The following is a 13,618-nucleotide window of genomic DNA, read 5'->3' on the forward strand; positions in this document are numbered from 1 at the left end:
TGGTTGCCGATACAACGCTCGGTCGTTACCGTATTGTGATCGAACGTCGTCTGCCTTGGGATTTCCTGTGTCGCCTTTTGCCAAGATCAACTCCACGAAGTCACCACTTCTCTATTCAGTGGTGGGTGCGTTGCTTCTGACGCTCATCGTCGGGGGTGCGCTCGCCGTGGTTCGGCACAAGACGATCACCCTCGACGTCGACGGCGACATGATTTCGCTGTCCACGATGTCGAGCAGCGTCGGTACCGCTCTCGAGGACGCCGGATACCCGGTCGATCCCAAGGACGCGCTCGCACCCAGTGCCGATTCCTCCCTGTCCGATGGCGATACCGTCGTACTGCGCCGTGCCCGTGAGTTGGCTCTGACCGTCGACGGTCAGCCGACCACCATCTGGACCACCGCATTGACGGTCGACGAGGCATTGAAGCAGGTAGATGTTTCCGACGACTTCGCAGTCTCGGCTTCGCGCTCGCATCGTCTGCCGCTCGAACGGACCGAGCTCGACGTCGTCAGCCCGAAGACCGTCAGCGTCAGCGACGGTGGCGCTCCCGCGGCGGAGGTCAAGCTCGCCGCCGTGACCGTCGGTGATCTTCTCGCGGCCAAGAATGCGCCGCTCGAGCAGGCCGACTCGGTGGTTCCCGCCGCCGACACACCCGTTACCAACGGCCTGACCATCCAGGTCACTCGCGACCGCACGGACACTCGCGTCGAGACGCAGCCGATCGCGCCGCCGGAGAACAAGGTCGAAGATCCCGAGCTCGAGAAGGACAAGACCGTCGTCGAGAACCCGGGTGTTCCGGGTGAGCGCACGGCCACCGTCGAGGTCAAGACCGTCAACGGTGTCGAGGCCGGACGCACGGAACTGTCCGCGACCGTGATCAAGGAACCGGTCGCAGCAGTGGTGAAGGTCGGTACCAAGCAGGCTTCCGCTCCCGCTGTGTCCAACGCGTCGACGTGGGATGCCATTGCTCAGTGCGAGGCGACCGGAAACTGGGCCATCAACACCGGCAACGGTTTCTACGGAGGACTTCAGTTCACCCAGAGCACCTGGGAAGCATTCGGCGGCGGTCAGTACGCAGCTCGCGCCGATCTCGCATCACGTGAACAGCAGATCGCGATCGGCGAGAAGGTCCGCGCCGGTCAGGGCTGGGGTGCTTGGCCGTCCTGCACCAGCAAATTGGGCCTGCGCTGACGCGCTCACACCTCACAGAACACAGGAACCGATGTCACCGTTCGCCAAGATCAACTCGACCAGGTCGCCGTTGTTGTACTCGGCGATCGCCGCTCTTCTCCTGACGGTTCTCGTGGGTGGTGTTCTGGCCGTCGTCCGGCACAAGACCATCACTCTCGATGTCGACGGTGAGCAGATTCGCCTGAGCACCATGTCGACCAACGTCGACGGCGCTCTCGAGGACGCGGGTTACCCGATCGGTGACAAGGATGCAGTTGCTCCCGCGGCCGACGCTTCGCTGTCCGACCGCGACACCGTGGTGCTCCGTCGTGCCCGTGAGATCACGCTGACGGTCGACGGTCAGCCGCAGAAGCTCTGGACCACAGCCTTGACCGTCGACGACGCGTTGAAGCAGTTGGACGTCGCGGCGGATGTGCACGTGTCGGCTTCGCGCTCGCAGCGTCTTCCGCTGGACGGCGCCGCGCTCGACGTGCTGACACCGGTCGTCGCAAAACTGGTCGACGGCGCAAACGCGGCAGCAGACGTGCGTATCGCGGCGCCGACGGTCGGGGAGTTCCTTACCGCCAACGGCACTCCGCTCGAGCAGTCGGACACGGTGGTTCCCGCCGCCGACGCTCCACTGACCGAGGGCCTGGAGGTCACGGTGACGCGCAACCGCACCGAGAACAAGGTCGAGACCTTGCCGCTCGATCCGCCGGATCAGCGCATCGAGGACCCGACGATGAACCAGAGTCGCACGATCGTCGAGAACCCGGGCGTGCCCGGTGTGCGTGACGTGACGTTCGCCGTGAATCTCGTCAACGGTGTCGAAGCCGGACGTACCCAGGTCGCGGAGACGATCACCACACCGGCGCAGCCGAAGGTCGTGCGTGTCGGAACGAAGCCGGGCACCGAGGTGCCGCCCGTGGAGAACGGTTCGACGTGGGATGCGCTCGCACAGTGCGAGGCCACCGGTAACTGGGCCATCAACACCGGCAACGGTTTCTACGGCGGCGTGCAGTTCGATCAGAACACCTGGGAACGACAGGGCGGGTTGAAGTATGCGCCCCGCGCCGACCTCGCCACCCGTGAAGAACAGATCGCGATTGCGACACAGACCCAGCGCACTCAGGGCTGGGGCGCATGGCCGTCGTGCTCGGGTCGCCTCGGACTGGGATAAGTTCTACTGGTGTCAGACGCCGAACAATCGAACGAACCCATCGCTACTCCGCGCGGGCAGGCAGCCCTGCTCGGTCCGGTCGAGGTGCGCGCTCTTGCCGAGGAATTCGGTGTCCGGCCCACGAAACAGTTGGGGCAGAACTTCGTTCACGACGCCAATACCGTGAGGCGCATCGTCACCACGGCAGGCGTGACACGTGACGACGTCGTTCTCGAGGTAGGGCCTGGTCTCGGTTCGCTGACGATGGCGCTGATGGACGTGGTCGATCGGGTCATCGCGGTCGAGATCGATCCCAACCTCGCGGCTCGCCTGCCGAAGACGGTGGCCGAGCGAGCGCCGGAACTGGCCGATCGCCTGACCGTCGTCGAAGCCGACGCGATGCGTGTGTTGCCTTCGCAGATTCCCGGCGAGCCGACCGCGCTTGTCGCGAACCTGCCGTACAACGTCGCGGTGCCGGTGCTGTTGCACCTGTTCGCGTCGCTTCCGAGTCTGCGGACCGCACTCGTGATGGTGCAAGCCGAGGTTGCCGATCGCCTGGCGGCTGATCCGGGAAGCAAGATCTACGGCGTTCCCAGCGTCAAGGCCAACTTCTTCGGCGAGGTTCGCCGCGCCGGTGCCGTCGGACGCAACGTGTTCTGGCCGGTGCCGAAGGTCGAATCAGGACTGGTTCGTATCGATCGGTACGCGGAGCCGCCGTGGCCGATGGACGAGAAGCACCGCAAGCAGGTTTTTGCGGCGATCGACGCCGCGTTCGCACAGCGCCGCAAGACTTTGCGTGCCGCTCTCAGCGGTTGGGCAGGTTCGCCTGCCGAGGCCGAACGACGGCTCCTCGCTGCCGGCATCGAGCCACAGACGCGTGGTGAGATGCTCGACGCAGCAGCCTTCGTTCGGCTGGCTGGAGGCGAATAGTCCCGTGCGCGGTTAAGGAGTGCAGGGACTCCCTAACCGCGCACAGGGGCTTGCCCCCTTATTTGAACCGCCGCAACCTCAGGCTGTTGCTCACCACGAACACACTGCTGAATGCCATTGCGGCACCGGCGAGCATCGGGTTGAGCAGGCCGGCCGCAGCCAGCGGGATCGCAGCCGTGTTGTAGGCGAATGCCCAGAACAGGTTGCCCTTGATGGTCTTGAGCGTCTTGCGGGACAGTCGAATTGCATCGGCTGCCGACCGCAGGTCACCTCGCACCAGAGTGATGTCGCTGGCCTCGATCGCAACGTCGGTACCCGTGCCCATCGCCAGGCCGAGATCGGCCTGAGCCAGGGCTGCCGCGTCGTTCACGCCGTCGCCGACCATGGCCACGACGCGTCCTTCCGCCTGCAGTTTCTTGACGGCGTCGACCTTGTCCGCAGGCATGACCTCGGCGAAGACGGTGCTGATCCCGACCTGATCCGCGACAGTGCGAGCAACGGTGGCGTTGTCACCGGTCAGCAGAACCGGTTCGAGGCCGAGTGCTTTCAACTGCGCGATTGCTTCGGCGCTCGTGTCCTTGACCGCGTCGGCGATCACGAGGATGCCGTGCGCCTTGCCGTCCCAGCCCACCGCGATTGCGGTGCGCCCGGCCTTCTCTGCTGCAGCCTTCGCCTCGCGGAGATTTTCCGGCAACGGCATCGACCAGTCGGCGAGCAGCGCGTCTCGGCCCGCGACGACGGCGTGACCGTCGACCATTCCCTGTACGCCGCGCCCGGCGACGTTCACGAAATCCTCGACCGTAGGCAATTCGCCCACAGCTTCGGTCGCACCCTTCGCGATCGCTGCGGCGATGGGGTGCTCGGAGCGATGTTCGAGTGCGCCGGCCAGCCGAAGTACCTCGTCGACGGTTGTTCCTTCGCCCACCACGGTGTCCAGCAATGTCATCTGACCGGTGGTGACGGTTCCCGTCTTGTCGAGCACGACGGTGTCGACTGCGCGCGTCGATTCGAGCACCTCGGGTCCCTTGATGAGGATTCCCATCTGAGCTCCGCGACCCGTGCCCACCAACAGGGCTGTGGGCGTTGCCAATCCGAGGGCACAGGGGCACGCGATGATCAGCACGGCGACCGCAGCGGTGAAGGCCATCTCGATGGGGTTACCGGTGCCGAGCCAGTAGCCCAGTGTCGCAACGGCAATCGCGATGACGACCGGTACGAAGATACCGGCGATCCGATCGGCGAGGCGCTGAACTTCGGCCTTGCCGTTCTGGGCGTCTTCGACCAGTGCCGCCATCTGGGCGAGTTGGGTGTCGCTCCCGACCCGGGTTGCCTCGACGGTCAAGGTTCCACCGACATTGACGGTGGCGCCGACGACAGTGTCCCCGACACCGACTTCCTCCGGCACGGATTCGCCGGTCAACATGCTCATGTCGACGGCTGAGCGGCCCTCGGTGATGATGCCGTCGGTGGCGATCTTCTCGCCGGGCCGGACGATGAAGGAGTCGCCCGCTGCCAGTTCTTCGGCGGGGATTCGTACTTCGACGCCGTTGCGCAATACCGCGACGTCTTTCGCACCGAGTTCCATGAGTGCGCGTAGTGCGGCGCCGGACGTGCGCTTGGACTTGTGCTCGAAGTAGCGTCCGGCCAGCACGAACGTGATGACGCCCGCGGCAACTTCGAGGTAGATGTTGGCGCTGCCGTCCATCCGGTCGACCGTCAGCCGGAAGGCGTGCTTCATACCGGCTTCGCCCGCAGTGCCGAAGAACAGTGCGTAGAGCGACCAGACGAAGGCCGAGATGGTGCCCAGCGAGATGAGCGTGTCCATCGTGGCCGCGCCGTGACGCAGGTTCACCCAGGCAGCCCGGTGGAAGGGGAGGGCCGCCCACACGATGACCGGTGCGGCCAGTGTGAGGGAGAGCCATTGCCAGTTGTCGAACTGCAGCGCAGGAATCATCGCCATAGCGATGACCGGCACGGAGAGAAGAGTCGAGATGATCAGGCGGGTACGGAGCTCGCGCAGATCACGATCCTGCGGGGTTTCCGCATCCGGGTCGACGGTGTCCGGCGCGCTGGGCGGCTTGGGGAGCGCGGCGGAATAACCGGCGTTCTCGACGGCAGTGACCAGATCTTCGACGGGTACCCCGTCCGGGAAGGTGACCTTGGCCTTCTCCGTCGCGTAGTTGACGGTGGCTGTGACGCCGTCGATCTTGTTGAGCTTCTTCTCGATTCGTGACGCGCAGGAGGCGCAGGTCATCCCGGTGATCGCGAGTTCGACGCTGCTCGAGTTGGCAGCATTGTCGACCGCAGTCGGTGACGTCATCAGTGCCCTCCCTCGTGATTGTCTGGAACTGAAGCTGTGGAAGTGCCTGCATCAACAGTGAATTCGGCGGTCCGAACCACGCCCTCGTGCTGGAAGTCGAGGAACAGTCGGTATGTGCCTTCGCTCGGTGCCTGTGCGTGGAAGGAAATGTCCGGACCAGGAGCTGTGACGCCGTCGCCTGGCTCGCCTTCGGGGTGCACGTGCAGGTAGGCGAGGTCGCCGGTGCGCAGGGCAACGAGGTGACCGAAGGCACCGAGGTACGGATCGAGATCGGTGACCGGGGCTCCGTCGCGAGCAACGCTCAGCGTGATCGGGCCGCCGGCAGTGGTCAGATCACCGTCGAGAGTCACGGTGTATCCGTCGACGGTTGCGGTCGCGCTCTTCGCAGGTAGCGGCGCAGGAGTGAATTCGCCTGCCACGTCGAAGTTTCGGCCGAGTGTCAGTTGGGTGCCGTCGGTGGGATCGAAGTCCGCGAAGACTCGGTAGGTGCCGGCGGCGGGCCAGGCCCAGTCGATCGACCAGGTGCCGTCTGCAGCGAGGGACGGATGTACGTGGCGGAATTCGCTGGTGTCGTTTCGGACGACAATGAGGTGGAGTTTCTTCTCGTGCAGGAGGTCGAAATCGACGACGGGCGTGTTGGTGTCGTCGAGAATCCGGAAGGTCAAGGTTCCCGGCTCCCCAGCTCGACCGGGTGCGGTCACATCGGTGAGTGTGTATCCGCCGGAAGAGACTTCGAGTCCTGCAGGTGTTGCCGAATCCATGCCTGGCATCGATTCTGTGGTTGATTCGTGGGTGCTGTGCTGGGTGGTGGACATGTCTATCGGGCTTCCGATTGCGGCCCCCACGCCGAGGGCGGCGCCGAAGACGGCGACCAGCCCTACGGCGTAGGCGGCAAGTGTTGTCGAGGTGCGCACGGCTGACTCAGCTTGGTACGACTGCGTAGCCGGCTTCGTCGACTGCTGCGACGACGTCGGCTGCGGAGACGGGAGCATCGCTGGTGACGACGACGCGTCCGCTCGCCAGTTCGACATCGACCGCGGTTACTCCCGCGATGTTGCCGATCTCTTCCTTGACGGATCCGACGCAGTGTCCGCAGGTCATTCCGGAAACGGTGTATTCGGCGGTGGTCATCGCAGGTCCCTTCGGTTGTGGAAAGCTTATTTTACGGATACCCGGTGTAGGTATCGCTCTGCAATCGAAGGTACCCCCAGGGGGTATGCCTGTCAACGGGCTGGGTAGTGATGAAGGCCTCAGGGAAGACAACGCGGCGGATGTGTGGTCTACTTGTGTTGGTCGTAAGTGTTTGTGTTTGTGTTTCCACGCTCGCAAATGGTTAGGTTGCGAGCGTTTGGACATCCTCCACGGATTTGTCTCAGAACGGTCGTAGTAAGTGACCCGGGCGGTCGAAGCGACTGCCTGTTGACACTGTGTTAGAGGAGATTTACATGGCAGAGGGCATCGTGAAGTGGTTCAACTCCGAGAAGGGGTTCGGCTTCATCGCTCCCGAAGACGGCAGTGCTGACGTCTTCGTTCACTACTCCGAGATCCAGAGTGGCGGCTTCCGCACTCTCGAGGAGAACCAGCGCGTGGCGTTCGAGATCGGTCAGGGCAACAAGGGCCCGCAGGCCACCGGCGTTACCATCGTCTAAGACGTCCATGTGAGTCGGGCAACCGACGCATGACGTACTGACAAGACCCCAACTCTTCGGAGTTGGGGTCTTGTTGTATTTGGGTGAAAAACGCTGTCATGCATCGAGATACCGCTGAGTGGCGACCGCCGTCTCCGCCGCGATCGTGCGGCATTCCTCGCGGAGTTCAGGTGGATTCACAACGGTGAAATCGACGTCGAAAGCTCTGAGCCAGTGTGCGATCGATCGCAGAGAAGTGCCCGAAAGCACTATGACGCAACGCCCTTCGTCGGTGGACTCCACCGATCCCCACTGTTCGCTGACCATGGGTGCTATCTGCTCGATGGGTGCATGCAGTAGAACTGTTGCGCGCGTGGAGGAATAGGCCCGAGCGACACCGCGGGAAACGAAGTCTGCTGCACCACCGGCGGGTAGTTCCCGCGGCACGAATCGTGGGCCGGTGGGGATCTTGGGTTCCATTCTGTCTACGCGAAATGATCGCCAGTCTTCGCGAGCGAGATCCCATGCCACCAGATACCACCGGACACCCGACCGCACGAGCCTGTACGGTTCCACCTCGCGTCGGCTCTGGGTGCCGTCGTGAGTGCTGTAGTCGAATCTCAATCGCTCGTGGTTGTGGCATACGGATGCGATGGCGGACAGTACCGACGCATCGACTGCGCTCGCGGCGGGCTCGCGTGGCACGACATCGATCGACAGCGACTCCAGACGGTGTCGCAGCCTCGACGGCATGATCTGCCGCAGCTTCGCCAGCGCGCGCATCGAAGCCTCGCCGATGCCGACCACAGAGCCGGTCGCTCCGGATTGCAGTGAAAGTGCCACCGCGAGCACTTCTTCGTCATCGAGCTGTAGCGGGGGCATCTCCGCGCCGGCACCCAGGCGATATCCGCCACCGACTCCGACTGTCGCGTCGACCGGATAGCCGAGATCGCGGAGGCGGTCCACGTCACGTCGAACTGTGCGCGGGGTGATCGCGAGTTTGTCTGCGAGTTCGGCACCGGACCAGTCTCGACGCGTCTGGAGCAGTGACAGCAACCGCAGTAGGCGAGCCGATGTCTCCTTCATGGGAAGAAGTCTGCCAAACATTTAGGACCGTATGAGTCCTCAATTGAGTTTAGGTTGGTCCACATCCGACCAGTCGAGAAGAAATTGGGGCCACGTCATGAGTCGCATCAACGACGGCAGACCGATGATCGAGACGAAGGCGCTCACCAAGCACTTCGCTCAGGGCAAGAAACTCGTGGAAGCAGTCAAGGGGGTCACGCTCGACGTAGCGGAGGGTGAGTTGGTTGCCTTGCTGGGGCCGAACGGCGCCGGGAAATCGACGACGTTGCGCATGTTGACCACCTTGCTCGAGCCCACTTCCGGTACTGCGCGAATCGCAGGATTTGACATCTCCGCGGCGCGGAACGAGGTGCGATCGAGCCTCGGATACGTCGGGCAGGGGAACGGCGCCGGCCACAACCAGCGAGTTCGCGACGAGTTGGTGACGCAGGGGTTGTGCTACGGAATGCCCAAGGGTGACTCGCAGGTCCGGGCTGACGAGTTGCTGCGTGATCTCGAACTCACCGAGTTGGGTACTAGAAAGGTCAGTACGTTGTCCGGCGGGCAGCGCCGGCGGCTCGATATCGCCCTCGGCCTGGTGCATCGCCCACCGCTCCTGTTCCTCGACGAGCCGACCACGGGCATGGACCCGCAGAGTCGGGCCAACCTCTGGGACCACATCCTGCGGTTGCGGCGCGAGATGGGCACCACGATCGTGCTGACCACGCACTACCTGGAAGAAGCGGATTCGATGGCGGAGCGGGTCATCGTCATCGACGAGGGCACTGTTATCGCGGACAACACCGCCGCTGCACTCAAAGCGGATCTTGCGGGGGATCATCTTCTGCTCACCTTCGACAGCGTCGAGGCGGCCGCCGTCGCAGCGTCGGTGGCCGAGCGACTTGTCACTGTGCGTGACGTCACCGTGCAGGCGAGTTCGGTGAGTATCCGTGCCGGCGAGGGTGATTCGACGCTACCGGTGTTGCTGCGTGAAGCCGATGCCCGCGGTGCCCTCGCACTCACTGCCGACATCACCAGGCCGACTCTCGACGACGTCTTCCTCACTCTCACCGGCCGCAGCCTGCGCGAGAGCGCCGCTGCGGTCGCTTCCTGAAACACGACAAAGAACTTCGACGAACAGGAATCCGCCATGACAATCACACTCGATACCCCACGTACCGTGCACGGCAACATCGTTCGAGACAGCGTAATCGTGATGGGCCGTGAGCTACGACCGATGTTGCGCGACCCGGTCAGCGTCATCTTCAGCCTCATCCAGCCGCTGATCCTGTTGGCGTTGTTCGGGCCTCTGCTCAAAGGGGTTCCGGGTACCGGTGACGGCGTATGGAATTGGTTCATTCCCGGTGTGTTGGTGATGATCGCGATCTTCGGAACGACGATGACCGGGTCCAACCTCCTGATGGAGATGCAGCAGGGATCGCACGAGCGAATGTTGGTGACTCCGCTCCGACGCTCGTCCTTGTTGATCGGGCGAGCGTGCAAGGAGATGGTTCCGCTTGCCGCGCAGGCGATTCTGATCATTCTGGTCGCACTTCCGCTCGGATTGGACGTCAATGCAGCGGGAGCCGCGCTCGGGATAGTCCTGCTGGGAGTGTTCGGCGTCGGACTCGGTGCGCTCTCGTACGCTCTCGCTCTGGCTGTGCGGGAGCAGGATTGGATGTTCTGGGTCGTTCAGCAGACGCTGATGTTCCCGCTCCTGATCCTGTCGGGAACCATGCTTCCACTCGAGGACGCACCAGGTTGGATGAAGGTCCTCGTGAACATCAATCCGCTCGGCTACGTCGTAGACGCCGAGCGGGCACTCTTTGCCGGAGACTTCGCGTCGAGCAGCGTTCTGGCAGGAATCGTCGCCGCCTTGGGCGTGGCGGTGGTCGGTCTGGGCGTAGGTGTGCGCGCGGTGAAATAGCGTGGGTGTGCTGGCTGTCGGACGGGCTGCTGCGGTCGCAGGTTTTCGCCCAGGTGTTCGCAGCGCCTATTGTTGTTCCTTGTGCTCTCCGTCGTTCCACGCCCCGTAGTCGTCCGGGCCCCGTCCAAGGTGAATCTCCACCTTGCCGTCGGGGACCTGCGAGACGACGGCTATCACGAGCTGACGACGGTTTTTCAGGCATTGTCGCTGGCAGACACCCTCACGGTGGCGCCTGCGGACACCTTGACCGTGCGGGTGATCGGCGACGACGCCGCGGCCGTGCCGACCGATCGCACCAACCTCGTGTGGCGTGCCGCCGAGATGCTCGCCGTCGAGGGTGGCGTGGCCCCGAACGTCGAGATAGTCATCGAGAAAGGCATCCCCGTCGCAGGCGGAATGGCCGGCGGGAGTGCCGACGCAGCCGCCGCTTTGGTTGCGCTCAACGCTTTGTGGAAGCTCGACTTCTCGCGGCCTGATCTCGACGCTTTCGCGGCACGCCTCGGGAGTGACGTTCCGTTCTCGCTGCACGGTGGCACTGCCCTCGGAACCGGCCGCGGCGAACAACTTGTCCCCGTGTTGACCCGCCACACTTTTCACTGGGTGTTGGCGCTGGCCAAGGGCGGCTTGAGCACACCAGTCGTGTTCCGCGAGCTGGACAAGCTGCGGGCAGAAGGCTCCCCGAAACGGGTGGGGAGCGCCGATGCGTTGATCCAGGCACTGACCACGGGTGACGCTCATCTGCTTGCGTCGCTGCTCGGCAACGATCTGCAGGCTGCGGCACTCTCACTCAACCCGGATCTACGACGGACGCTTCGAGCGGGCGTCGAAGCCGGAGCTTTGGCCGGAATCGTCTCCGGCTCCGGACCGACATGCGCCTTTCTCTGCGCCGACGCACAGTCCGCGGTGGAAGTGAGCGCAGAACTTGCGGGAGCGGGGGTGTGCCGCACCGTTCGCGTGGCGAGCGGACCCGTTCCCGGAGCACGAATACTCGACAATGCGGCAAAGGGACAGCACTGATGGCGAATCTGATCAATCTGGAAAACGTGTCGAAGTCTTTCGGCGTCAAGCCGTTGCTCGACGGGGTCTCCCTGGGCGTCGAGGAGGGCGAGCGCATCGGCGTCGTCGGCCTCAACGGTGGCGGTAAGACGACCATGCTCGAAGTCCTCGCGGGTGTGGAGCAGCCGGATTCGGGACGCGTCAGCCGCGTCGGCGGATTGCGTATGGCCGTCGTGACGCAGCGCGGTGTACTGCCTCCCGGCTCCACCGTCGGTGAAGTGGTCCTGGGGCCGCTCGGAGTGGCGCAACACGAATGGGCCGGCGACGCGCGCATCCGTTCGGTGCTCTCGGGTATCGGCATCGACAACTTGGGCGCCGGCGGCGAGCGGTCCGCATTGGACGCCAAGGTCGACGGCCTGTCCGGCGGTGAGCGTCGCCGCGTGGCTCTCGCTGCGGCTCTGGTTCAGGACCTCGACCTGCTGGTGCTCGACGAGCCCACCAACCACCTCGACGTCGAAGGCGTTCAGTGGTTGGCCGAGCACCTCGTCTCGCGTCGCAGCGCGCTTGTCGTCGTGACCCACGATCGCTGGTTCCTCGACACCGTCGCCACCCGCACCTGGGAGGTTGTCGGCGGCGGCGTCGAAAGCTACGAGGGTGGCTACAACGACTGGGTGTTCGCTCGCGCCGAGCGTTCGCGTCAGGCTGACGCTTCCGAAGAGCGTCGACGCAACCTTGCACGCAAGGAACTCGCATGGCTGCGCCGCGGTGCGCCGGCCCGTACGTCCAAGCCGAAGTACCGCATCGAGGCCGCAGAGGCCCTGATCGCCGACGTTCCGGCACCTCGTGACGCGGTCGCTCTTGCGTCGTTCGCGCAGCGTCGGCTCGGCAAGGTTGTCATCGAACTCGAAGACGCGCGTCTGGAGACTCCGGACGGCCGTGTACTCGTCGAGGATCTGACCTGGCGTCTCGCTCCAGGTGAGCGTGTCGGCCTGGTCGGTGTCAACGGCTCGGGCAAGACGACTCTGCTGCGGACTCTGGCCGGCGAACTCGAGCCTGCCGCCGGAAAGCGCATTCAGGGGCAGACCGTCCACATCGGTTGGCTCAAGCAGGAACTCGACGATCTACCGACCGACATGCGCGTACTCGACGCGGTCAAGGATGTAGCCGAGCGAATCACGCTGGGAGACAAGGAAGTATCGGCGGGTCAGCTGGCTGAGCGGTTGGGCTTCACGCCGGCGCGTCAGCGCACCCCAGTCGGTGATCTCTCCGGTGGTGAGCGCCGACGTCTGCAGTTGACGCGTGTCCTCATGGCCGAGCCCAACGTCCTGCTTCTCGACGAGCCGACCAACGATCTCGACATCGACACGCTTCAGCAACTCGAAGATCTGCTCGACGGCTGGGCGGGCACCATGGTGGTCATCTCGCACGACCGGTACCTGATCGAGCGCATCTGTGACACCACCTGGGCGCTCTTCGGTGACCGCAAGCTCACCAACCTGCCCGGTGGTATCGAGGACTACCTGCGTCGGCGCGCAGCAATGGGGGATGGCGACAACCCGTCGGTGGCCTCGACGGCGAGTGGTGCGTCGAAGAGCAAGCAGGTCCGCGACGGCGCCGCGGATCGCGCTGCACGCAAGGAACTTTCGAAGCTCGAGCGGTCCATTGCGAAGTTCGACGACCGAGAGAAGAAGCTGCACGCTTCCCTCGCCGACGCGGCCACCGACCCGGACAAGCTGCAGAAACTCGGCGCAGAACTCAAGCAGGTCATCGCCGACAAGGAAGCCGCCGAAGAGCAGTGGATGGAGCTCTTCGCCGAGCTGGACGGCTAGGGGAACTTCGCTGCGAACCTCTTGAAGATTCGCTCGGGATCCAGGGTTTCCGGAGCATGCCTGCGCAGCAGTGCGTCCAGAACGAGCCCGTCCAGTGCTGCGACCAACTCCGTTGCATCGGACGAGGTCATGCCGCGTTCGACCAGGATGTCGACAAACCGATCCCGACCACGCACCAGTTCCACTGCGAGGTCGGGATCGTGGAATGACGCGATGATCAGTTCGTAACGCGCCCGAGTGCGGCCGGATTCAGGCCCCAGCCACCGGGCCACCTGTTGCTTCGGCGTCTCGCCCGGGCGAGGAAGATCACCGTCCAGAAGATGCCGCACCACCTCGACTATCAGTCCACGCTGGTTTGCGAAGTAGTGCCGTGCGCTGCCGTGTGGCACGCCCGCCTCGTCTTCGGCGCCTCTCATCGACCAGGCTCGAAACCCAACCCGGCCCGTCTTTTCGACATCCTGCTCGTGCTGTGCGTTGTTGCGATTGCGTGTTTCGCGGGATACGTCCTCTATCGCGTGATATTGGACGACTAGGCGAATGTTTATGTACTTCAACAGGTCTCGAGACTTCATGTTCCCGAAGTTGTCCGGTTT

13 protein-coding genes are annotated in these 13,618 nt (G+C 64.0%); 8 read left to right on the forward strand and 5 right to left on the reverse strand.

Features of this window, described 5'->3' with window-relative positions:
* Positions 1 to 67: 67 nt before the first annotated feature.
* From ACN50D_RS25210 to rsmA, 3 genes are read left to right on the forward strand one after another with little or no spacing between them, the layout of a single operon-like run.
* Positions 68 to 1,192: a resuscitation-promoting factor gene (locus ACN50D_RS25210; RefSeq protein ID WP_125051738.1), complete on the forward strand. Its 1,125-nt coding sequence runs from the start codon at positions 68 to 70 to the stop codon at positions 1,190 to 1,192.
* Between the two features lie 31 nt (positions 1,193 to 1,223).
* Positions 1,224 to 2,351 (forward strand): resuscitation-promoting factor, encoded by a 1,128-nt coding sequence (locus ACN50D_RS25215; protein WP_211920691.1) that lies wholly within the window; start codon positions 1,224 to 1,226, stop codon positions 2,349 to 2,351.
* A 9-nt stretch (positions 2,352 to 2,360) separates the two neighbouring features.
* A complete protein-coding gene (rsmA, locus tag ACN50D_RS25220) occupies positions 2,361 to 3,260 on the forward strand; it encodes a 16S rRNA (adenine(1518)-N(6)/adenine(1519)-N(6))-dimethyltransferase RsmA (protein ID WP_003946263.1) in 900 nt (299 codons plus the stop codon).
* 58 nt (positions 3,261 to 3,318) lie between these two features.
* Here rsmA and ACN50D_RS25225 read toward each other — a convergent pair whose 3' ends face one another.
* The 3 genes from ACN50D_RS25225 to ACN50D_RS25235 are packed head-to-tail and all read right to left on the reverse strand — an operon-like array spanning position 3,319 to position 6,711.
* Positions 3,319 to 5,580, reverse strand: coding sequence for a heavy metal translocating P-type ATPase (locus ACN50D_RS25225; protein ID WP_003946240.1), 2,262 nt, complete (start codon positions 5,578 to 5,580; stop codon positions 3,319 to 3,321).
* On the reverse strand, positions 5,580 to 6,494 hold the full coding sequence (locus ACN50D_RS25230) for a hypothetical protein (RefSeq protein WP_007729015.1): 915 nt from the start codon (positions 6,492 to 6,494) through the stop codon (positions 5,580 to 5,582). The genes ACN50D_RS25225 and ACN50D_RS25230 overlap by 1 nt, the downstream gene beginning before the upstream one ends.
* 7 nt (positions 6,495 to 6,501) lie before the next feature.
* Complete coding sequence (locus ACN50D_RS25235; protein ID WP_003946267.1) at positions 6,502 to 6,711, reverse strand: heavy-metal-associated domain-containing protein; 210 nt, start codon at positions 6,709 to 6,711, stop codon at positions 6,502 to 6,504.
* 314 nt (positions 6,712 to 7,025) lie between these two features.
* On the opposite strand from ACN50D_RS25235, the gene ACN50D_RS25240 reads away from it, so the two are divergent.
* Entirely contained in the window at positions 7,026 to 7,229 is a 204-nt protein-coding gene (locus tag ACN50D_RS25240; RefSeq protein WP_003946232.1) for a cold-shock protein, read from the forward strand.
* Positions 7,230 to 7,325: 96 nt separating this feature from the next.
* Here the strand turns inward: ACN50D_RS25240 and ACN50D_RS25245 are convergent, their stop codons facing one another.
* Positions 7,326 to 8,294: a helix-turn-helix transcriptional regulator gene (locus tag ACN50D_RS25245; protein ID WP_030536310.1), complete on the reverse strand. Its 969-nt coding sequence runs from the start codon at positions 8,292 to 8,294 to the stop codon at positions 7,326 to 7,328.
* Positions 8,295 to 8,391: 97 nt separating this feature from the next.
* On the opposite strand from ACN50D_RS25245, the gene ACN50D_RS25250 reads away from it, so the two are divergent.
* From ACN50D_RS25250 to ACN50D_RS25265, 4 genes are all read left to right on the forward strand, one after another.
* Positions 8,392 to 9,387: an ABC transporter ATP-binding protein gene (locus tag ACN50D_RS25250; RefSeq protein WP_211920689.1), complete on the forward strand. Its 996-nt coding sequence runs from the start codon at positions 8,392 to 8,394 to the stop codon at positions 9,385 to 9,387.
* A gap of 36 nt (positions 9,388 to 9,423) precedes the next feature.
* Positions 9,424 to 10,200 (forward strand): ABC transporter permease, encoded by a 777-nt coding sequence (locus ACN50D_RS25255; RefSeq protein WP_030536308.1) that lies wholly within the window; start codon positions 9,424 to 9,426, stop codon positions 10,198 to 10,200.
* 81 nt (positions 10,201 to 10,281) lie between these two features.
* Positions 10,282 to 11,217: a 4-(cytidine 5'-diphospho)-2-C-methyl-D-erythritol kinase gene (locus tag ACN50D_RS25260; RefSeq protein ID WP_042921272.1), complete on the forward strand. Its 936-nt coding sequence runs from the start codon at positions 10,282 to 10,284 to the stop codon at positions 11,215 to 11,217.
* On the forward strand, positions 11,217 to 13,025 hold the full coding sequence (locus ACN50D_RS25265) for an ABC-F family ATP-binding cassette domain-containing protein (RefSeq protein ID WP_003946255.1): 1,809 nt from the start codon (positions 11,217 to 11,219) through the stop codon (positions 13,023 to 13,025). The genes ACN50D_RS25260 and ACN50D_RS25265 overlap by 1 nt, the downstream gene beginning before the upstream one ends.
* On the opposite strand, the gene ACN50D_RS25270 is transcribed toward ACN50D_RS25265, so the two are convergent.
* Positions 13,022 to 13,441, reverse strand: coding sequence for a TetR/AcrR family transcriptional regulator (locus tag ACN50D_RS25270; RefSeq protein ID WP_064111652.1), 420 nt, complete (start codon positions 13,439 to 13,441; stop codon positions 13,022 to 13,024). The genes ACN50D_RS25265 and ACN50D_RS25270 overlap by 4 nt on opposite strands.
* Between the last annotated feature and the right edge of the window lie 177 nt (positions 13,442 to 13,618).

It is taken from the genome of Rhodococcus sp. SB1D, assembly GCF_048573875.1.
GTDB classification, from domain to species: Bacteria; Actinomycetota; Actinomycetes; order Mycobacteriales; family Mycobacteriaceae; genus Rhodococcus_F; species Rhodococcus_F qingshengii.